Origin of the sequence: Tistrella mobilis (assembly GCF_041468085.1) — a bacterium.
Taxonomy (GTDB): domain Bacteria; phylum Pseudomonadota; class Alphaproteobacteria; order Tistrellales; family Tistrellaceae; genus Tistrella; species Tistrella mobilis_A.
In genome coordinates this window covers 3,890,160-3,911,231 of the sequence record NZ_CP121017.1, presented here as the reverse complement: position 1 = coordinate 3,911,231, position 21,072 = coordinate 3,890,160, and the positions used below count along the sequence as shown (strand labels likewise).

Sequence of the window (21,072 nt, the reverse complement as noted above, 5' to 3'; positions counted from 1 at the left end):
GGCGCGTCAGCGCCCGCTTGGGCCGAGGGACTGAAAACACTTAGTTGACCTGGTTTTTGACCTTGTCGAATTTCAGCTTCGGCCAGTCTTCGACCGTGCGGTTCAGGTGCCAGGCGTTGCGGGCCAGGAAGACCGGCCGGCCGGTATGGTCGTCGGACAGCGCCGAGACGTTGTTCTCGGCGAAGCGCTTCATTTCGGCCGGATCGCCCGACACCCAGCGCGCCGCATAGGCCTCGACCGTCTCGTAAGACACGGGGATGCCGTATTCGGTGCGGATGCGGTCGGCGAGCACGTCGAACTGCAGAGCGCCCACCACGCCCACCACCCAGGCGGAGGAGGTGATGCGCGGCTTCATCACGGCTGCGACGCCTTCCTCGGCCAGCTGTTCCAGCGCCCGGCCCAGATGCTTGGCCTTCATCGGGTCTTCCGGGCGAATGCGGCGCAGCAGTTCCGGGGCGAAGGACGGAATGCCGGTGAAGCGGATCTCCTCGCCCTCGGTCAGGCTGTCGCCGATGCGCAGCGTGCCGTGATTGGGGATGCCGATGATGTCGCCGGCGACCGCCTCGTCGGCGATCTCGCGATCCTGGGCCAGGAACATGACCGGCGCGCTGACATTGACCGCCTTGGTGGAGCCCACCGGCAGCAGGCGCATGCCGCGCTTGAAATGGCCCGAGCACAGCCGCACGAAGGCGATGCGGTCGCGGTGCTTCAGATCCATATTCGCCTGGATCTTGAACACGAAGCCGGTGACCTTGTCCTCGTCGGGGGCCACGTCGCGCGGCGTCGCCGGCTGGCGGCGCGGCGAGGGGGCGAGCCGGCCGACGCCTTCCAGAAGCTCGCGCACGCCGAAATTGTTGAGCGCGCTGCCGAAGAAGACCGGCGTCATGTGGCCTTCGCGATAGGCCTGGATGTCGAAGGCCGGGCACAGCTCGCGGACCATGGTCACCTGGTCCTTCAGCTCCTGCCACTGGTCACGGGGCAGGTGCTCGCCGATGGCCGGGTCGTCGAGGCCGCTGACCGAGAACGAAACGTCGTTGATGCTCGACCGGTCGCCGCGATCCATCAGCACCATGCGGTCGTCGAGCACGTGATAGCAGCCGCGGAAATGGCGGCCCATGCCGATCGGCCAGGCGGCCGGGGTCACGTCCAGCGCCAGGGTCTGTTCGATCTCGTCGATCAGCTCCAGCGGGTCGCGGGCCTCGCGGTCCATCTTGTTGACGAAGGTGATGATCGGCACGTCGCGCAGGCGGCAGACCTCGAACAGCTTGCGGGTCTGTTCCTCGATACCCTTCGCGGCGTCGATGACCATGATCGCGCTGTCGACCGCGGTCAGCGTGCGGTAGGTGTCTTCCGAGAAATCCTCATGGCCCGGCGTGTCGAGCAGGTTGAAGGCGAAGCCGTCATGCTCGAAGCTCATCACCGAGGCCGACACCGAAATGCCGCGCTCGCGCTCCACCTTCAGCCAGTCCGAGCGCGCACGCCGCTGCTCGCCGCGCGCCTTCACCGCACCGGCCATCTGGATGGCGCCGGAGAACAGCAGCAGCTTCTCGGTCAGCGTGGTCTTGCCGGCGTCGGGATGCGAGATGATCGCGAAGGTACGGCGACGCGCGATCTCGGCGCCGATGTCGGTGATGTCGGTCATGCGCTCGGACGGGTTCGGAGGAAGGGAAGGGCTTGGTTTCGGGAACGGGCTTCGTTTCGGGAAAGGTCTCGGTTTCCCGGGGCGATAGGTAGCGCGTCCGGGCGCGATTTTCCAGGGACTTCGGTCGGATCGGGCGGCATAATCGGGCAAGCCTCCCCTGCAGCCGATGCCACGGCTGTGCCCCGTCCGCGCCGTTTGACGGACGGGAAACCGCCCTTTCGAAAGCAGCAGGCCGAAGGGGAGCGGACAGAAGGGGGTGCTCGGGGGAGCAGCTAAGGGAGACGCGGTGATGTCGAAGATGGATATGCGTCACGCCAGACTGTTCCGCGCCGGCCCTGATCAGGCCGTGCGGATCCCGAAGGGTTTTGAACTGCCGGGCGACGAGGTGATCATTCATCGCGAGGGCGACCGTCTGGTCATCGAACCCGTCGCCAGGCCGGGGCTGCTCGCGCTTCTGGCGACATTGGAGCCGATTGACGAAGCATTTCCCGACGTGGACGAAGGTCTGCGCGCCCTTGACGATATCGACCTCTGAATGGCCGACCTGCATCTCTTGGACACCAATATCGTGTCTGACCTTGTTCGCAACCCGCAGGGAAAGGTGGCGGCGAGGATTGCCGATGTCGGGGAGGCGCAGATCGCCGTCAGCATCGTGACGGCTGCGGAGCTGCGCTATGGTTGCTTGAAGCGGGGCTCTCCTCGAATCACGCAACAGGTTGAACTCATTTTGGGTGCAGTGCCGATTCTGCCATTCGATGAGCCATCGGACGCAGCTTATGCCCGGATCCGGCGGGACCTTGAACAGGCGGGTACGCCGATCGGCCCGAATGATCTGCTGATTGCCGCGCACTGTCTGGCACTCGGGGCTGTTATGGTGACGGCAAACGTGCGGGAGTTCAGTCGCGTAAAGGGGCTCATGGTCGAGAATTGGCTCGACTGAGCCAAAGTGCCTTCGGCGAGTATGTCCCCGATGGTCGCTATTGTACGTCGCATCACCCCCCGACCGCCACGACCCGGGGCGGTGCCGCGGATGCCCCGGCCGCCATGTCCGGGGCGAGGTCGAGGAAGGCGAGGATGGCCGAGAGGACGGCGGCCTCGTCCTGGTCCGGCAGATCGGCGTAATCATGTCCGCCTGGCACCGGCAGAATGCGGATGGTTTCGGAGAGGGCGTAGCGCCCGGCATCCATCGCCGTGCCATAGGGATCCTGATCGCCCTGGATGATCAGAAAGGGCGTGTCGAGCCGGGCGAGGTGATCGGTGCGGGCCGGGTCTTCATCCTGCAACGGATGCCTGAAGGGATAGCCGAAGCAGACGAGCCGCGTGATCCTGGGGTCCGCACTGGCCAACGAGGTCACGATCCCGCCCGCGGAATGGGCGAGGCACCAGATCCGCCTTGCCGGCAGCCTGTCGAGGAAGTCCCGCAGATCGCGGGCCGCGACGAGATTCGCCCGCTTTCGTGGCCGGACGGCATAGTCCCAGCGGTCGGGACGGGTGAGCAGGATCATCGACTTGATCAGCCGTTCGACGACCCGCCCGAGGGCCGGCCACCGGCGGCGCAGCGCTCTGACCCGCGGGCCGGCCAGGGTCTCGAAGCGGTGGTCGAGCAGCTTGAAGGTCCGGGTGGTGCGTGTCTCCAGCCAGCAGACCGGAATGCCCCGGTCGTGGATCGCGCCGATGATCCGCTCGATCATGGAGGAGGGCTGCCGATAATTGTTCCGGCCCATGACGATCAGCAGTGTGTCGGCATCGGGCGTACCCAGATGGCGAACCGGCTCGATGCCCGGCCTCGCGAAAAAGGGGGAGATCGGCATCGGTGGTTCACTCTGTGCGTTACTGCATCTGGCAGCCTGTTTTAGTGTAAGCGGGTGATGATTGCCTCACAAGCGGGCGTGCGCCAATTCCGTGCGGGGGCAGGCGCATGAGAGCCCGAGGCGTGTTCCGACCTGCGGGAGACCGATCCATGGCCGACCTGACCGATGCCGCAATCGATGCCGCCCTGGAGCGCGGCCGCCTTGCCCATGCGCAGGAACCGCGCGCCGCGGGCGTCGGCTTCCGGTGTGAGGTAAAGGCCGGAATAGCGACGATAGGCCAGCGCCAGCCCGTCGCGCACCAGCCGGGCGCCCAGATCCTCGCCGTTCGCCTGGCAGAGGGCGAGGGCGCGCCTATAGCGGTCGCGCCCTGCGACATCATCCCCAGACAAACGCTGTTACACCATTCGGCGGGACGTGACCATTGATTAAAACCAGGAAGCGCCGAAATTCGCCTTTGCTTCTCGGCGCTTCCTGGGGCTCAATCACATCAGATCAAACCGATCCGCGTCCATCACCTTCGTCCAGGCCGCCACGAAATCCGTGACGAATTTCTCCTGCGCGTCGTCCTGCGCATAGAGTTCCGCATAGGCCCGCAGGATCGAGTTTGAGCCGAAGGTCAGGTCCAGTTCGGTGGCGGTCCATCTTGTGGTGCCGGTGGCGCGGTCGCGGAGGTCGTAGAGGCCGCCGCCGGTCGGGGTCCAGGTCAGGGACATGTCGGTCAGGGTGACGAAGAAGTCGGTGGAGAGCACGCCCTCGCGGCTGGTGAAGACGCCGTGTTTCGTGCCGCCGTGATTGGTGCCGAGCACGCGCATGCCGCCGACCAGCACGGTCATTTCAGGGGCGGTCAGGCCCATGAGCTGGGTGCGGTCGAGCATCAGCTCGGCCGGGCTGACGGCGTAGTCGGCCTTCAGCCAGTTGCGGTAGCCGTCGTGGATCGGCTCCAGCGGGGCGAAGCTGTCGGCGTCGGTCATCTCGTCGGTGGCATCGCCGCGGCCGGGGTGGAAGGGGACGGTGATGTCGAACCCGGCCGCCTTGGCTGCCTGTTCGACGCCGAGATTGCCGGCGAGCACGATGATATCGGCGAGGCTGGCGCCGCTTTCCGCCGCGATCGGGCCCAGCACGCCCAGCACCCGGGCGAGGCGGGCCGGCTCGTTGCCCTCCCAATCCTTCTGCGGGGCGAGCCGGATGCGCGCGCCATTGGCGCCGCCGCGCATGTCGGAGCCGCGATAGGTGCGGGCGCTGTCCCAGGCGGTGCTGACCATCTCGGCGATCGTGAGCCCGGCGGCGGCGATCTTGGCCTTCACCGCGTCGACATCCCAGCCGGTCGGGCCGGCCGGCACCGGATCCTGCCAGATCAGGTCTTCCGCCGGCACGTCGGGGCCGACATAGCGGATTTTGGGGCCCATGTCGCGATGGGTGAGCTTGAACCAGGCGCGGGCGAAGACTTCGGAGAAATATGCCTGGTCGGCGTAGAACTTCTCGGAAATCGCGCGATAGGCCGGGTCTTTGATCATCGCCATGTCGGCGTCGGTCATGATCGGCATGCAGCGGATCGAGGGGTCCTCGACATCGACCGGCTTGTCTTCCTCGCGGATATTGACCGGCTCCCACTGCCAGGCACCGGCCGGGCTCTTGCGCAACTCCCACTCGTGGTTGAACAGCATGTGGAAGTAGCCGTTGTCCCAGCGGGTCGGATGGGTGGTCCAGGCGCCCTCGATGCCGCTGGTGATCGTGTCGCGGCCCATGCCGCGGCCGGTGGGATTGGCCCAGCCCAGGCCCTGCGCCTCGACCGGTGCGCCCTCGGGCTCGGGGCCGAGCAGGCCGGCATCGCCATTGCCATGGGTCTTGCCGACGGTATGACCGCCGGCGGTCAGCGCCACGGTTTCCTCGTCGTTCATCGCCATGCGGGCGAAGGTCTCGCGGATCGCCTGGGCGGTCCTCAGCGGGTCGGGCTGGCCGGCGACGCCTTCCGGGTTCACATAGATCAGCCCCATCTGGACCGCCGCGAGCGGGTTCTCAAGCGAGCTTTCGGCCTCGCTCGCATAGCGCTCCCGCCCGAGCCAGGTGGTCTCGGGGCCCCAATAGACATCGAGTTCCGGATGCCAGATATCCTCGCGGCCGAAGGCGAAGCCGAAGGTCTTGAGGCCCATGGTCTCGTAGGCGACGGTGCCGGCCAGCACGATCAGATCGGCCCAGCTGACCCTGTTGCCGTATTTCTTCTTGATCGGCCAGAGCAGGCGCCGCGCCTTGTCGAGGCTGACATTGTCCGGCCAGCTGTTCAGCGGCGCGAAGCGCTGGTTGCCGGTGCCGCCGCCGCCGCGGCCATCGGAGATGCGGTAGCTGCCGGCGGCATGCCAGGACAGGCGGATCATCAGCCCGCCGTAATGGCCCCAATCGGCCGGCCACCAGGGCTGGCTGTCGGTCATCAGCGCCCGCATATCCTGCTTCAGCGCCTCGAAATCCAGCGTCTTCAGCGCCTCGCGATAGCTGTAGCCGCGGCCGAGCGGGTTGGTCTTGCTGTCGTGCTGGGACAGGATCTCCAGCTTCAGCGATTTGGGCCACCAGGCCGTCACCGAACTGTCGGCGGTGGTATTGCCGCCATGCATGACGGGGCATTTGCCGCCTTGAGGGTTCATGTCGTTCACGTCGTCCTCCTGCCGTGCTCCGCTGTCGGGCTGGTCTTGTTGATGTTGATGAAGAAGAAGCATATGGCGCCCGAATGACGGATGTACGAGCCGAATTGTGGGATCGGATGACCGCCGTCTTGCGCTTCTCCCGCCCGGCTCGATATGTTGCCCACCGCACCTCACCCGAGACCGGTCCGGAGACCTGTGCCCCATGGCCAATGCCGCGACGGAAGAGCTGATCGAGAACTTCTCCCTGTTCGACGACTGGGAGGAGCGCTACGCCTATCTGATCGATCTGGGTCGCAAGCTGCCGGATCTGCCCGAAGCCGAACGTACGCCAGAGAGCAAGGTCGAAGGCTGCATGAGCCAGGTCTGGCTGCTGAGCGAGGTGGAGCCGGGCAATCCGCCGGTGATCCGCTATCGCGCCGACAGCGACAGCCAGATCGTCCGCGGGCTGATCGCGGTGCTGATGACCGCCTATTCCGGCGAGACCGCCGACCGGATCATCGCCACCGACATCAACGACATCTTCAACCGCATCGGCCTGGACCGGCATCTGAGCCCCAACCGCCGCAACGGCTTCTACGCCATGGTGCAGCGGATCTCGGACACCGCCGCCCGGGCCATGAAGGCCTCGTCCTGATACCCGCCAAGCCCTTTTGCGGAGTGCTGCCCGATCATGGCCCATGAACTGACCGCCACCGGCGCAGCACCCGCGGTGCTGCGCAATTCCTCCATCGACCGGGCGGCGCTGGCTCAGGCACGCATCGATCTGGCCGCCAGCCTGCGCATGGCGGCGCGGCTGGGCTTCGCCGAAGGGATCTGCAATCATTTCTCGGCGCTGGTCCCCGGGCGGGATGACCTGTTCCTGGTCAACCCCTATGGCCTGGCCTTCGCCGAGGTGACCGCCTCCAGCCTGCTGGTCTGCGATTTCCACGGCAATGTCGTCGAGGGTGAGGGCCGGCCCGAGGCGACGGCCTTCTACATCCACGCCCGGCTGCACATGAAGAAGCCGGGTGCACGCGCCGCCTTTCATACCCATATGCCCAATGCCACCGCGCTCACCATGATCGAGGGCGAGCCGCTCTCTCATGCCGGGCAGACCGCCCTCAAATTCCTCGGCCGGACGGCGGTAGACCCGGTCTATAACGGGCTGGCGCTGGATGCGGCCGAAGGCGACCGGATCGCCGCGGCGATGGGCGATGCCGACATCCTGTTCATGCGCAGCCATGGCGTGATGGTGACCGCCCCCTCGATCGCCGAGGCCTGGGACGATCTGTATTATCTGGAGCGTGCCGCCGAGGTGCAGATCCGCGCTTTGCAGACCGGCCGGCCGCTGATCCCGGTGCCGGCGGCTGTTGCCGCCATGACCGCCGCCCAGATGCGCAGCGAGGATGCCGAAAGCGCCCGGCTGCATCTGGAAAGCGTGAAGCGGATCCTGGCACGCAGCGAGCCCGACTACGCCGATTGAGATCGGCCCGGGGGAGGGCCCGGGGGAGAGAGCGCATGCTCGCGCCACCTCCGTCCGGCTTGCAGTCGGCCGCCTGTGGGGGTCTGATGGGGGCACCGACCGACGTGCAGGAGACCCCGACCCATGGCCAGAGCAGAGGCGGCAATCGGTGCCGCACGCTATGCCGTCTCGATCCGGACCGGCAATCATCAACTCGTTGCCGACGAACCGCAGAAACTGGGCGGCGGCGATGCCGGCCCGGCGCCCTATGACCTGCTGCTGGCGAGCCTGGGTGCCTGCACCGCGATCACCCTCAAGATGTATGCCGAGCGCAAGCAGTGGCCGCTCGCCGAGGCGAGGGTCGCGCTGCACTATCTGGTCGAGAACGGCACCGGCCGGATCGAGCGGGTGCTGACGCTCGACGGCCCGCTCGACGCTGATCAGCGCGCGCGCCTCGCCGATATCGCCGAGCGCACGCCGGTGACGCTGACGCTCAAATCCGGCCTCGCGATATCCACCAGCCTGGCCTGATCGGGGGCGTTGCGATCCGACGACCGGCCCCTCCGACAACCCGGCCCGCAAGAGGCCGGGATCTGCAACCGATGCCTGAGGAAATTCCCATGGACGAGCTGATCAGGGCGACCGCCCGCGATCTGGTCGCGCGGCTGGCGCGCGGCGAGGTGACCCCGAACGACCTGCTGGAGGCGCTGGAGCGACGGGTCGAGGCGGTGGATGGCGCCGTCAACGCCGTCGTCACCCGCGCCTTCGATCAGGCCCGCGCAGCCGCCCGCCACTGGATGCCGACCGCCGATCGCCGCCGCCAGCCCGGCCGGTTGCACGGCCTGCCGGTGGCGATCAAGGATCTGACCGCGACCGCCGGCATCCGAACCACCTATGGCTCACCGATCTTCGCCGGGAATGTGCCGACGCAGTCCGACAATGTCGCTGCCCGGCTGGAAGAGCGTGGCGGCATCATCTACGCCAAGACCAATACGCCCGAATTCGGCGCCGGCGCCCAGACCTTCAACGAGGTCTTCGGTACCACCACCAATCCGTGGAACACCAGCCTGACCCCCGGCGGATCATCGGGCGGCTCGGCGGTGGCGCTGGCCAGCGGTACGGCCTGGCTGGCGCAGGGTTCGGATCTGGGCGGCTCGCTGCGCATTCCCGCGGCCTTTACCGGGGTGGTGGGCCTGCGCCCGACGCCGGGCCGCGTGCCGCACGGCCCCTCGGTTTCTCCCTTCTCGACGCTGTCGGTCGAAGGGCCGATGGCGCGTGATGTGGCCGATCTGGGGCTGATGCTCGATGCCATGGCCGGCGTTCATCCGCGCGATCCGCTGTCGCGTGAGGCCGGGGCGGGGCAGTTCGAGGCAGCCGCGGCTGCACCGCGCAAGCCGCGGCGGGTGGCGGTTTCGGTCGATCTGGGCATCGTGCCGGTGGCGGCGGAGGTGCGCGCCGCCTTCGGCCGCGCCATCGACCGGCTGGCGGCCGAGGGGGTCGAGATCGTGCCGCTCAAGACCAGCTTCGCCGAGGCAGAGAGCGCCTTCAAGGCATTGCGCGCCGGGCTGATGGCCACCCTGCACGAGGACATGCTGCATACCCATCGCGACCGGTTGAAGCCGGACCTGGTCTGGAACATCGAACACGGGCTGGGGTTGGATGCGGCAACCCTGGGCCGGGCCGAGCGGGCGCGGGCGAAGATGACGCTGGATCTGATCGACGAGCTTTCCCGCGTCGATCTGGTGCTGACCCCCACCGTGCTGACGCCGCCCTTCCCCCACACCATCCGGGCGCTGGAGGAAATCGAAGGCCATCGGTTCGAGACCTATGTCTCGTGGCTGGCGCTCACCTTCGCGATCACGCTGACCGGCACGCCGGCGATGTCGCTGCCGGCCGGACGCATGGCGGGCGATCTGCCCTTCGGTCTGCAACTGGTCGGCCGGCCGGCGGATGAGGCAGCACTGCTGACCCATGCATCCTGGATGGAGACGATCTTCACACCTGTACGGGAAGTGCCCGTGGATCCTCGGGTTCCGGGCTGAGACTGCCTATCCGGGCAGGTCGGTACTCTGCATTCTATTGCATGTTTATTGAATGCATTGGAATGCAATTCTTCCATTTCATAGACCATCAGGCGAGGGCCGCTCCAGCATGCGGATGCCTCGCCTTTTTGTATTTAAATCAGATAATTACCGGTTCTCATTCTTGATTTTTCGGATGGGCGCGCGCGTTGCGCGATATGAAACGCGCCAGGCTGTGTACAGATCCAACTCCCCTTCTGCGTTCATGATGCGAAATCCAATCGCTTTTTGTGTTGAGAATACATCCTGGAAGTTGCTCTAATACACGCCAGGGATGTAGACGCCCTCAATGAAAGCGACAGCGGGCCGATACCGGACCCAACCCGCGCGGGGCACCCGACCCTTTTTGATCGGGACGACATGAACCGCCGCATCGGCACGGCCGGCACAGCCATTGCCGGCGACGGCGGAGAAAAGGGGGACGACGATGAAATCCGAGCTGCGAAAGGCCCGGTCGCGTGAACGTGTGGCGCGCGTCCAGGCTCTGACGGCGGACGACCCCGTCCTCGGGGCCCGTCTCAACCGCATCCTGACTCATGCCCGGAATGTCAGGGTCACTGAGTATCATCTGACCAACGCCTGCAACATCCGCTGCAAGGGCTGCTGGTTCTTCGAATACGGCCACGATACCGCGACCCGCGAGGTCAAGGACCTGGCGACGCTGGAGACGTTCCTCATCGACGAGACGAAGCGCCGGCGGGTGAACGCCGCGCTGGTGATCGGTGGCGAGCCGACGCTGTTCCCGGATCGTCTGCGGCTGTTCGTGAAGCACCTGCGCTATGTGACGGTCTCGTCGAACGGCCTCCGGCGTCTGCCCTGGGAGGGCTTCGAGGACGTCAACGTGATGCTGACCCTGTTTGGCGGCGGCAAGCTCGATGACGAACTGCGCGCGATCAAGCCGAGCGGCCGGCAGTTCACCGGTCTGTTCGAGACGGTGCTCGAAAATTATCACCAGGATCCGCGGGCGAATTTCGTTTATGCGCTGACCGAGGACGGCATCGAATACATCGAGGAGACCGTCCGGCGCATCGCGGCGAACGGCAACCGGCTGTCGTTCAACTTCTACAGCAAATACGGGACCGACGATCCAACCGCCCAGGCCCATCAGGATGCCCTGCTGGCCGAGGCGCTGAGGGTCAAGGCGCTCTATCCGGATGTGGTGCTGAGCCATCCCTATTATATCGAGGCGATGATCACCGGCCGGACACATTGGGGCGCCGATTTCGGCTACGACGTCTGCCCGTCGATCAGCATCGACCATCCGGATCATGCCGAACGGCTGGAGAACGGCAACCCGGTGCTGCCCTTCTTCAACACCTGGGCGGCGGACCTCAAGACGGTGAAGTTCTGCTGCACCTCGGGCCATTGCGACGGCTGCCGCGACAGCCAGGCGGTCAATTCCTGGCTGATGGTCAGCATGGACCGTTTCCTGGACAGCCGCGAGATGCTGGAGACCTGGATCGGCATCGCCGAGGGGTACTGGAACCAGTTCATCTGGACACCCTTCAACCCCTATGCCGTGGCGCATCAGGCGATGAAGGCGGAGCGTGCCGGCCCCATGGAAGAGGCCGAGGACAACAGTGACGTGCCGGCGCGTGTGCCACATGCACCGGCGATCCCCGTCTCTGCTCAGTTCCAGGGTGTCGGACACTGATCGCCATCCTGCGGGACGCACCTTGCGGGGAGGGGAGGGTATGACGGCTGCAGATCTGGCCGCGGGTCCGGAGGGGGAAACCCTGGATGCCGTGCTCAGCCGCCTGAACGCGCTTGATGTGCTGGTCCATTCCGGCATCCGGGTGACCGCCGGCCCCGATGGGGCAGTGGTGGCTCGGGTGGCGGATCCGGGGCCCGAGCATGTCGAGCCGGGGGCGGCGGGGCCGGCGATCAACGTGGTCATGATCATGGGGGTGGCCGATTGCGCCCTTGCCGTGCCTGCCATTCTGGCGGCCGGCGGAGCGCGGTGTGCCACGCTCGAAAGCGCCATCAAGCTGGCGGAACCACTCAGCCCCGGCCCCTTCCAGGGACGGGGGCGGGTGGTCGGCCGGCAGGGCGACCTGTTCACGGTCGAGGTGACGGTCGTCGATGATCAGGGCCGGATCGGTGCGACCGCCACGGGGCTGGTCGCCCGGATCTGATCCAACGAGCCGGCGGCCATGCACCGCCAGCCGATCGGCCTCAGGGGGAAACTGTGGCCATATTCTCAATCACAGGTAAATCCGGAGACAGGACATGAACGAGTCCGTTGCAAGCGCCGCCGAAGCCCCCCTGGTCGTCGAGGGGCCCGAGCAGTTCTACAAGATGCCCAAGGAGTATCAGGAGCTGGTCATCCATCAGCTCCGGGCCCATACCGAGGGCGAGCTGACCGGTGCCGACGACTACACCCAGTTGCTTTATCCGATGGCGCCGGATCCGTATGAGCGCAAGATGTGCTGCGAGCGCGCCGCCGAAGAGGTCGACCACTTCATCCGCGGTGCCGAGGTGCTCAAGGATCTGGGCATCGACGTCTACTATATGATGGATCAGCACTTCCAGGAGCGGCAGCACTATCGCACCGATGCGGTGCGCAAGATCGACAACTGGGTGCAGCGCGGCCTGTTCTCGATGATCGGCGAAGGCGCGGTGCTGGCCATGATCGAGGAAATGGCCCAGTCCTCGTACAAGCCGATCGCCGACATGTGCATCTCGATCGTCATGGACGAATACAACCATGTCGCCCAGGGCCGCCGCATCGTGAAGCAGTTCTGCGCCACGCCCGAAGGTCGCGCCCTGGTGCAGGCCGAGCTGGAAGGTGTGTGGTGGTCGACGATGCTCGACCTCTTCGGCCGCTCCGAGAGCGAGCGCTCGAAGCTCTACGTGAAGTGGGGCCTGCGCAAATACACCAACGAGGAAGCCCGCCAGCGCTACTGCGCCCATATCGTGCCGCAGCTGCGTGAACTGGGCCTCGACGTGCCGGACGACTGGACCCGGGGCCGCAAGTTCCTCTGATTCGTCCGTCTGCATCGGAAGGGGCGTCGCCTGCGAGGGCGGCGCCCCTTCGCTATTGCGAGGGTGCATTGCACAATGAATGGGCGATACTCCGTCGGACATGCATGTATCGCCTTAAAAATGTGCAGAAACGAGGCCGAGGCTGGAACAAGGGGCCGGATGTAGCACCCAAACCCCTGCGATTCCGGGCTTTGGGGGATTTGGCACGGCCATTGCTAATAATATCCCCGACGCAGGTGGCGGGGCGGGGAGCGCCCCGATCGGGTTCTGATGATGCACAGCGCATCATCAGTATTCGATGTGTCGCCTGCTGGTCTTATGAAGACGAAATGGTATCAAAACCAAGAGGGCGAAAAAAAGATTTGACCGACGGAAGTAAAGTTGGTCTAATCACCTCGAAGGGACGGCTTCACGAGACTGAATGTCCTTCCGAAAGGCAGGACTGGCCGGGTTGAGGGCACGGACGGAGTGCTTGAAGCGGGGGTGAGTGCTTTCCGCTCGACCCTCAACCCGGATCGACTCTCGAAGTTTTGGTGCCTCTTCATCCATCTTCTGCTTAGGCTCTTCGGTTACCTCTCCACACTGTCGACTTTACGGCCGGTCGGATCATGTGATCCGCCGGCCGTTTCTTTGTCGGTGCCGGCTGCTGCCGCCCGGCCCGCCATATTCCTCTGTCAGGGCAGGGATTTTCCTGAACGATGCGGCCAACGCGCGCTTGACCCGCCGTCTCACCCGGCTATCGTGCGGCGGCCTCTTCTGGGGCAGGACGTTTCAGGTCATGATGACGTCCGGACGGGGCGGAGGCGGCCGGAAGGACCGGGTTCGCGCGGGCTGAGGGGAAGCGAGGCATGGGCGGTCAGATCCCTGCGCATATCATCGTGCTGGGCAACGAGAAGGGTGGCTCCGGCAAGTCGACCACGGCCATGCATCTGGCAGTGGGGCTGATGAAGCTTGGCCAGAAGGTGGGTGTGATCGATATCGACAGCCGCCAGCGCACCATCAGCCGCTATATCGAGAATCGTGCCGCTTTCGCCCGTGAGCAGCAGGCCTGGATGCCGGTGCCGGAAAGCGCGGTCATCCCGCGATCCGACAAGCCGAGCCGGGCCGAGATGGAGGCGGATGAGCGGGAGGCCTTCGTCGGCGCCCTCGCGCGTCTGGCCCGCGACAACGACGTCGTCATCATCGACAGCCCCGGCAGTGACCACTTTCTCGCCCGCCTGGCCCATTCCTTCGCCGACACCCTGATCACCCCGATCAATGACAGCTTCATCGATCTGGACGTGCTGGCCCGGGTGGACCCGGAAACGCTGAAGGTGTTGGGCCCCAGCGTCTATGCCGAGATGGTCTGGAACGAGAAGAAGACCCGTGCGATCCGCGATCGCGGCACCATCGACTGGGTGGTCATGCGCAATCGCCTGTCGTCGACGGAAAGCCGGAACAAGCGCGATATGAGCCGGGTGGTGGAGCAGCTGTCGCGCCGGGTCGGCTTCCGCGTCGCACCGGGTTTCGGCGATCGGGTCATCTATCGCGAGCTGTTCCTGCGCGGGCTCACCATGCTCGACCTGCGTGACGTGGATGCGAACATCTCGCTCTCCATGTCGCACATCGCCGCCCGGCACGAGGTGCGCGGCCTGATCGAGGCCCTGCGTCTGCCGATGCTGGACGGCCGCGACCTGATCCTCTGAGCCCCGCCTCTCTGCATACGGCCCCTTTCCGCGGCGCTCTGACTCCCCATGTAGGAAACGAGCGTGTGGAGATCCGCTTCATGCGCCGTAAGACCTGCGGGAGACCGGCATGACCCGAGACCTTCGTCCTGGCGGCTCCGCGCGCCCGCCGGCCACCTCTGCCGAGGTCGAAGGCTTTCTGGCCGAGGCGCGGCGAAGCGTGCCGGCCCGACCGGCTGCCTCCGGCGGTGCCGCGGCGCGCCTGATTCTGGCAATGGATGCGACCCAGAGCCGACAGCCCGGTTGGGATCTTGCCCAGGGGTTGCAGGGAGAGATGTTCCGTGTCGCCGGTGATGGCGGGCTTACGGTCCAGCTGGTCTATTACCGGGGCATCGATGAATGCCGCGCCAGCCGATGGGCCGGCGACGCACTGGCGCTGGCGCGCGTGATGTCGCGGATCGATTGTCGGGCGGGCCGGACCCAGCTGGCCCGTGTCCTCGTCCATGCCGTGGCCGAAGCGCGGGCTGTCCCCGTCCGCGGGCTGATCTTCGTGGGAGATGCCGTGGAGGAACCGATGGCGGCGCTGGAGGCGGGGGCGGCAGACCTGGCCATGCTCGGGGTGCGGGCCTTCATGTTCCAGGAAGGGCGCAATCCCGAGGTCGCCGCCGCCTTCGGGCATATCGCCCGGATCACCGGCGGCGCGCTGCTGCCCTTCGATCCGGCTGCCCCCGACCGCCTGCGGGCCCTGCTGGGCGCGGTTGCCGCGGTGGCGACCCACGGCCCGGCCGCCCTGGATCGTCCCGGTCGGGCCGACCCTGCGGCCCTGCGTCTGCTGGTCGGGCGCATGGGCGGGCGTTGAGCGCATGATGGGGATGAGCGTGTGATCTGGGCCCTTCTTGCCGGTCTCGCCAGCCTGATCGCCGCCCTGATCCTGGGTGGACGTCTTGGACGGCTGGATCGGGCTGTGCTGAAGCGTGCCGGCCTGTGGGGGCTGGTGGTGATGGCGGCGATCGCTGCCGTGCTGCTTGCCGTGACCGGCAAATGGCCGGCCGTGGCTGCCGTGGTGGCGGCCGCCCTGCCACTGGCCGCGCGCCTGGCCCGCACGGCCCTTGGGCTGATGCCGGTCTGGCACCTGTTGCGCAGAGCCCGGAATCAGCGGGCCGGATCTGCATCCGGTCTGGGGGCGGCTGGTACAGCCCGCAGCCGTCCGCGTACGATCGAGACCCGCAGCCTGCGCATGACGCTCGATCCCGATACCGGCATGATGTCGGGCGTGGTGCTCGACGGGCCGGAGCGGGGGCGCGACCTTGAGGAACTGGATGTCGATACCCTCACCGCGCTGCTGCGACGCTTGCGGGTGGAGGATGTCGACGGTGCCCGCCTGCTGGAAAACTGGGGGGAACGGACCTATGGGCCGGGCTGGTCCGACCAACCTGCGGGCAATGGCGGGGCCCGGGCCGATGCCGGGGTTGCGGACGAGCTGTCCGAGGCCGAGGCGTGCGCCATCCTGGGGGTGGAGCCCGGTGCAGGGGCCGCCGAAATCACCGCCGCCTGGCGGCGGATGATGGCCCGGGTTCATCCCGATCATGGGGGCAGTGCAGCGCTTGCGGCGCGGGTAAATGCAGCCCGTGACCGCCTTCTCGGATCGCGTTCGCGCGCATGATCTGAACGCGGCCGTCGCCCCCTGCGCTCAGGGCCTCATTTGCGTTGGCGGCCGTTCAAGGCTATAAGTTGTGCCGTTCGTCGGTCAGACATGTGACCTTTGATGCCGTATGATTGCCTCTGGTGACAAAATGGGGGCAGGTCAAAAAAGGCGTCGCATCGTGTTCTGCTGCGATGCAATATATGTCGGGTCGATCGGCGGATCGACGGCACGCCTGCCCGAGGCGAGGAAGTGCCGTGCATCCGCTGCGGACCATGTGGGCAGCATGGGCCGCGATATCGAATGACACGTGACCGGTCGGACGATCGTTCCGAAGAACGCCTCAAGAATTCGATCCAGCGATTAGGTCCATGAGCAACACCAAGCCCGTTCGCAAAGCCGTCTTCCCCGTCGGTGGCCTGGGCACGCGCTTCCTTCCGGCCACGAAGGCCATGCCCAAGGAAATGCTGCCGGTCGTCGACAAGCCGCTGATCCAGTACGCTGTGGAAGAAGCGCGCGCCGCCGGCATCGAAGAGCTGATCTTCGTCACCGGCCGGAACAAGACCGCCATTGAAGACCATTTCGACCAGTCTTTTGAACTGGAGTGGACGTTGCAGGAGCGCGGCAAGCACGACCAGCTGACCCAGCTGCGTCGCTGGCTGCCGAAGGCTGGCAACGTGTCCTATACCCGTCAGCAGGAGCCGATGGGCCTGGGCCATGCCGTGTGGTGCGCCCGCCATCTTGTCGGCAACGAGCCTTTTGCCGTGCTGCTGGCGGACGATCTGGTGCTTGCCGACCGCCCGTGCCTCAGCCAGATGGTCGAGGTCTACGAGCAGAAGGGTGGCAATGTCGTGGCCGCGATGGATGTCTCGCCCGAGCATACTTCCCGCTATGGCATCATCGACATCGCTCAGGACGATGGCCGTCTGGTCACCGCCCGGGGCATGGTGGAGAAGCCGAAATCCGACGAGGCGCCGTCGCGCACCGCGGTGATCGGCCGCTACATCCTGCAGCCTGAGATCTTCGATCATCTGGGCCGCCACGAGCGCGGTTCGGGTGGCGAGATCCAGCTGACCGACGCGATCCGCGCCATGGTCGAAAGCCACCCCTTCCATGCGGTGCGCTTCGACGGCGAACGCTTCGATTGCGGCGATAAGGCCGGTTTCATCCAGGCCAATATCGCCTTCTCGCTGGCTCGCGTCGATCTGCGCGACCAGGTGAAGGACTTCCTGGCCGAGCGCCTTTCGGCCTACCGCGACGCCGCCCAGTAAGGCTATAGTTCGGCGCGCAGGGCCCGCGGTCACGTTTTTCGGGACGGGATCGGGGGCCCTGCGCGCCGTTCGCGCTCACTGGCAAAGGAATTGACTTCCATGCGCGTCGCGATGATCGGCACGGGCTATGTCGGCCTCGTGTCGGGCACCTGCTTCTCCGAATTCGGCCATTCGGTCGTCTGTGTCGACCATGACCGGCCGAAGATTGAGCGGCTGCTCGGTGGTGAGATCCCGATTTACGAGCCCGGGCTCGACGATCTGGTCGCCCGCAATGTGCGCTCGGGCCATCTGGGTTTCACCGCCGATCTGGCCCAGGCGGTACGCGATGCAGAGGTCGTGTTCATCGCGGTCGGCACGCCCAGTCGCCGCGGTGACGGCCATGCCGATCTCAGCTATGTTTTCGAGGCCGTGCGCCAGGTGGCCATGGCTGCCGACGGCTACCGGCTGGTGGTGACCAAGTCTACCGTGCCGGTCGGCACAGGTGCCAAGGTGAAGGCCCTTCTGGCCGAAACCCGCCCGGATCTGTCCTTCGATGTGGCCTCGAACCCGGAATTCCTTCGGGAAGGTTCGGCGATCGAAGACTTCATGCACCCCGACCGCGTGGTGGTGGGGACCGAGACGGCGCGGGCGCGCGAAATGATGACCGAGCTCTACCGGCCGCTCTTCCTGATGGAGACGCCGATCGTCCACACCACGATCGAGAGCGCCGAGCTGATCAAATATGCGGCCAACGCCTTCCTCGCCACCAAGATCACCTTCATCAACGAGGTGGCGGATCTGTGCGAGAAGGTGGGCGCAAACGTACAGGATATCGCCCGCGGCATCGGCCTGGACGGTCGCATCGGTCGCAAGTTCCTGCATGCCGGCCCGGGCTTCGGCGGATCCTGCTTTCCCAAGGACACCCGCGCCCTGGTCTCGACGGCCCAGGAATACAACGCGCCGCTCTCGCTGGTGGAGCAGGTCGTCGTCTCCAACGAGGCCCGCAAGCGCCGCATGGCCGACCGGGTGATCGCGGCCGCCGGCGGCAGCCTTGCCGGCAAGACCGTGGGTGTGCTGGGCCTGACCTTCAAGCCCAATACCGACGACATGCGCGAGGCGCCGAGCCTGGACATCGTGCCGGCCCTGACCCGCGCCGGCGCCACCGTCCGGGCCTATGATCCCGAGGGCATGACCGAGGCGCGCCGCCTGCTCGACCGTGTGGTCTGGGCCGAGGATGCCTATGATGCCGTCACCGGAGCCGATGTCGCCGTGCTGGTCACCGAATGGAACCAGTTCCGCGCCCTTGATCTTGATCGGGTGAAGGCGGTGATGAAGGCTCCGGTGATGGTCGATCTGCGCAATGTCTACAAGCCGGAAGAGATGGCCGCCCGCGGCTTCGACTACAGCTCGATCGGCCGCCCGGCCCCGGGCCTTGGCTGAACCGGTTGCTGCTGCCATTCTACCCCCCCGAGCCATTCTTCCAACCGACCCTGAGAGGCCGTTCGTGACCAAGCTCGTCCACCGCTTCCATCCGACCGTGCTGCGCGAATACGACATCCGCGGCATCATCGGCGAGACCCTGGGGACCGAGGACGCCTATGCCATCGGGCGGGTCTTCGCCTATATGCTGAAGGCCCGCGGCGGCGCGTCCGCCGCCGTCGGTCGTGATGGCCGGGTAAGCTCGCCCGACCTGGAAGCGGCGCTGGTGCGCGGGCTGACCGAAGGCGGCGTCGATGTGATCCGTGTGGGTCTGGGCCCCACCCCGATGCTCTACTACGCCGCCCAGACCCGTGGCGTCGACGGCGGCATCATGGTTACCGGCTCGCACAATCCGCCGGACCAGAACGGTTTCAAGATGGTCATGCTCGGCAAGCCCTTCTTCGGAGAAGATATCCGCGAGATGGGCCGGATCGCGGCCGAGGGCGGGCTTCTGCCGGCACCGGCGACGGGGGCCGACAATGATGCGCCCGATGTGCTGTCGGCCTATGTCGCCCGGCTGACCGAGGGGCTGTTCAAGACGGTCGCCCGCGAACCCGTGGTGGTCTGGGATGCCGGCAACGGCGCCGCGGGTGAGGCGCTGACCATGGTGGTGCGCAACCTTCCCGGCCGCCATGTGCTGCTCTATGCCGATATCGACGGCACCTTCCCGAACCATCACCCCGACCCGACCGAGCCGCACACCCTGGTCGATCTGATCGCGAAGGTGGCCGAGGAAGGTGCCGATCTGGGCATCGCCTTCGACGGCGACGGCGACCGCATCGGCGTGGTCGACGGCAAGGGGCGTATCCTCTGGGGCGATCAGCTGCTGATGATCCTGGCCCGCCCGATCATCGACCGCATCCCCGGCGCGACCATCATCGCCGACGTGAAGGCGAGCCAGGCCCTGTTCGACGAGATCGCCCGTCTGGGCGGCACGCCGGTGATGTGGAAGACCGGCCATTCGCTGATCAAGACCAAGATGAAGGAGACGGCAAGCCCGCTCGCCGGCGAGATGAGCGGCCATGTCTTCTTCGCCGATGGCTATTACGGCTATGACGACGCGCTCTATGCCGCCGTCCGCCTGCTGGACCAGCTGGCGACCACGGGCGAGAGCATCACCGCCATCCGCGATGGCCTGCCCGACATGGTCAACACGCCCGAGATCCGCATCCCCTGCGCCGACGATCGCAAGTTCCAGGTGGTCACCGAGATTGCCGCGACACTTGCCGCCGAGGGTGCCCTGGTCGACCGGACCGACGGTGTGCGTGTGAAGGTCGACGGCGGCTGGTGGCTGCTGCGCGCCTCCAACACCCAGGCGGTGCTGGTGGCCCGGGCCGAGGCGGCCGATGATGCCCGGCTGGCGGCGCTGAAGGGTGAGCTGGCCCGGGTGCTGACGGCGGCCGGCGTCGAGGTGCCGGCGGCTCTCGCCGCCTGATCCGCCTGCCGCCTGATCCGACATGGAAAGGGCCGCTCCCGGTCAGGGGCGGCCCTTTTTCTTTGCGTCGGCAGGGATGGTGGCGGTCAGAAGCCGGCGCCGGCCGCGTGCATCACCTCGTTGCTGCCGCGCCAGATCATGTCGAGCGCCACATAGCTGATGATGGCGAGGCCGACATAGGCCAGCCAGTGATGGCGTTCCAGCAGCTTGGCGACATAGTTCGCGGCAAGGCCCATCAGCGCGATCGACAGCACCAGGCCGATGACCAGAACCTCCATGTGATGACGCGCGGCACCAGCCACCGCCAAAACGTTGTCGAGCGACATCGATACGTCGGCGATGATGATGGCCGTCAACGCCTGACGCATGGTCTTGGGCGCTGCCGCCGTCTCTGCCGGAAGGTCGTCCACGCCATCGGCGGGGGCTGAGCCTGGGGCGGTTGCCGCAGCGGCGGCTTCGGCGGCCGCAGCCCTGCGGGCGTGGCGCAGTTCCTGCCACATTTTCCAGGCGACCCAGAGCAGAAGAATGCCGCCGGCCAGCGTCAGGCCGATGATCGCCAGCAGTTCGACCGTGACCGCCGCGAAAGTGATGCGCAGGATCGTGGCTGCCAGGATGCCGTAGATGATCGCCTTGCGGCGAAGGGCTGCGGGCAGGCCGGCGGCGGCCATGCCGATGATCACCGCATTGTCGCCCGACATCACGACGTCGATCATGATGACGGTCAGAAGCGCGCCGAGGCCGTCGGCGGAGACGAGGAATTCGGGCAAGATCCCAACCTTCGTGCAGCGGCCCGGACGACTTGGGCCGCGGGAGACGGGCGTCCCTCGGGTGCAGGGAGGGGCGCGCGCCCCTGTTCTATGCCTGCCCGGCGGCCTTCACAAGCCCTGCTCCACAGGCCAGGTACCTGCCCGGCCCCTCTGTCACCCCCGACCTTGGTCCCGGGGTCCTTGGCTTCCGGGCCGGCAGGCTGGCACGAACGGTACAGTTGCGACATCATGACGGAAAG

General features: G+C 66.3%; 20 protein-coding genes. 15 read left to right on the top strand and 5 right to left on the bottom strand.

The features are described from left to right. Positions 1-40: 40 nt before the first annotated feature. Positions 41-1,642 (bottom strand): peptide chain release factor 3, encoded by a 1,602-nt coding sequence (locus P7L68_RS23205; RefSeq protein ID WP_372002068.1) that lies wholly within the window; start codon positions 1,640-1,642, stop codon positions 41-43. 289 nt (positions 1,643-1,931) lie between these two features. On the opposite strand from P7L68_RS23205, the gene P7L68_RS23200 reads away from it, so the two are divergent. Then, positions 1,932-2,177 (top strand): antitoxin, encoded by a 246-nt coding sequence (locus P7L68_RS23200; RefSeq protein WP_296714221.1) that lies wholly within the window; start codon positions 1,932-1,934, stop codon positions 2,175-2,177. Next, positions 2,178-2,582, top strand: coding sequence for a type II toxin-antitoxin system VapC family toxin (locus P7L68_RS23195; RefSeq protein ID WP_296714223.1), 405 nt, complete (start codon positions 2,178-2,180; stop codon positions 2,580-2,582). 52 nt (positions 2,583-2,634) lie between these two features. Here the strand turns inward: P7L68_RS23195 and P7L68_RS23190 are convergent, their stop codons facing one another. The 3 genes from P7L68_RS23190 to katG all read right to left on the bottom strand — a co-directional run bounded on the left by P7L68_RS23190 (position 2,635) and on the right by katG (position 6,089). Next, positions 2,635-3,453, bottom strand: coding sequence for an alpha/beta family hydrolase (locus tag P7L68_RS23190; protein WP_372002066.1), 819 nt, complete (start codon positions 3,451-3,453; stop codon positions 2,635-2,637). Between the two features lie 41 nt (positions 3,454-3,494). Beyond that, the gene (locus P7L68_RS23185; RefSeq protein ID WP_372002064.1) at positions 3,495-3,842 is read right to left on the bottom strand and encodes a thermonuclease family protein; all 348 of its coding nucleotides are present in this window, start codon (positions 3,840-3,842) and stop codon (positions 3,495-3,497) included. Positions 3,843-3,935: 93 nt separating this feature from the next. Next, positions 3,936-6,089 carry a catalase/peroxidase HPI gene (gene katG / locus P7L68_RS23180; RefSeq protein ID WP_372006931.1) on the bottom strand — a complete coding sequence of 718 codons (2,154 nt, stop codon included), beginning with the start codon at positions 6,087-6,089 and terminating at the stop codon, positions 3,936-3,938. A 202-nt stretch (positions 6,090-6,291) separates the two neighbouring features. On the opposite strand from katG, the gene P7L68_RS23175 reads away from it, so the two are divergent. From P7L68_RS23175 to pgmG, 13 genes are all read left to right on the top strand, one after another. Beyond that, the gene (locus P7L68_RS23175) at positions 6,292-6,723 is read left to right on the top strand and encodes a SufE family protein (protein WP_298650616.1); all 432 of its coding nucleotides are present in this window, start codon (positions 6,292-6,294) and stop codon (positions 6,721-6,723) included. A gap of 36 nt (positions 6,724-6,759) precedes the next feature. Next, complete coding sequence (locus P7L68_RS23170) at positions 6,760-7,551, top strand: aldolase (RefSeq protein WP_372002062.1); 792 nt, start codon at positions 6,760-6,762, stop codon at positions 7,549-7,551. Between the two features lie 123 nt (positions 7,552-7,674). Continuing rightward, positions 7,675-8,061 (top strand): OsmC family protein, encoded by a 387-nt coding sequence (locus P7L68_RS23165; RefSeq protein ID WP_372002061.1) that lies wholly within the window; start codon positions 7,675-7,677, stop codon positions 8,059-8,061. An 89-nt stretch (positions 8,062-8,150) separates the two neighbouring features. Next, a complete protein-coding gene (locus P7L68_RS23160; protein ID WP_372002059.1) occupies positions 8,151-9,572 on the top strand; it encodes an amidase in 1,422 nt (473 codons plus the stop codon). A gap of 466 nt (positions 9,573-10,038) precedes the next feature. After that, complete coding sequence (locus tag P7L68_RS23155) at positions 10,039-11,265, top strand: radical SAM protein (protein WP_372002058.1); 1,227 nt, start codon at positions 10,039-10,041, stop codon at positions 11,263-11,265. Positions 11,266-11,305: 40 nt separating this feature from the next. After that, positions 11,306-11,746, top strand: a complete 441-nt coding sequence (locus P7L68_RS23150; RefSeq protein WP_372002056.1) for a PaaI family thioesterase — start codon at positions 11,306-11,308, stop codon at positions 11,744-11,746. 94 nt (positions 11,747-11,840) lie between these two features. After that, entirely contained in the window at positions 11,841-12,596 is a 756-nt protein-coding gene (locus tag P7L68_RS23145; RefSeq protein WP_372002054.1) for a Phenylacetic acid catabolic protein, read from the top strand. Between the two features lie 848 nt (positions 12,597-13,444). Next, positions 13,445-14,281, top strand: a complete 837-nt coding sequence (locus P7L68_RS23140) for a division plane positioning ATPase MipZ (protein WP_014744093.1) — start codon at positions 13,445-13,447, stop codon at positions 14,279-14,281. Between the two features lie 109 nt (positions 14,282-14,390). After that, a complete protein-coding gene (locus tag P7L68_RS23135; RefSeq protein WP_372002052.1) occupies positions 14,391-15,119 on the top strand; it encodes a VWA domain-containing protein in 729 nt (242 codons plus the stop codon). Between the two features lie 21 nt (positions 15,120-15,140). Then, complete coding sequence (locus P7L68_RS23130; RefSeq protein ID WP_372002050.1) at positions 15,141-15,923, top strand: molecular chaperone DnaJ; 783 nt, start codon at positions 15,141-15,143, stop codon at positions 15,921-15,923. A gap of 350 nt (positions 15,924-16,273) precedes the next feature. Beyond that, positions 16,274-17,173 carry a UTP--glucose-1-phosphate uridylyltransferase GalU gene (galU, locus tag P7L68_RS23125; protein ID WP_372002048.1) on the top strand — a complete coding sequence of 300 codons (900 nt, stop codon included), beginning with the start codon at positions 16,274-16,276 and terminating at the stop codon, positions 17,171-17,173. 99 nt (positions 17,174-17,272) lie between these two features. After that, on the top strand, positions 17,273-18,592 hold the full coding sequence (locus P7L68_RS23120) for a UDP-glucose/GDP-mannose dehydrogenase family protein (RefSeq protein ID WP_372002046.1): 1,320 nt from the start codon (positions 17,273-17,275) through the stop codon (positions 18,590-18,592). A 64-nt stretch (positions 18,593-18,656) separates the two neighbouring features. Beyond that, the gene (pgmG, locus tag P7L68_RS23115; RefSeq protein WP_372002044.1) at positions 18,657-20,066 is read left to right on the top strand and encodes a phosphoglucomutase/phosphomannomutase PgmG; all 1,410 of its coding nucleotides are present in this window, start codon (positions 18,657-18,659) and stop codon (positions 20,064-20,066) included. 86 nt (positions 20,067-20,152) lie between these two features. On the opposite strand, the gene P7L68_RS23110 is transcribed toward pgmG, so the two are convergent. Then, a complete protein-coding gene (locus P7L68_RS23110) occupies positions 20,153-20,833 on the bottom strand; it encodes a TerC family protein (RefSeq protein ID WP_372002042.1) in 681 nt (226 codons plus the stop codon). Positions 20,834-21,072: the final 239 nt, after the last annotated feature.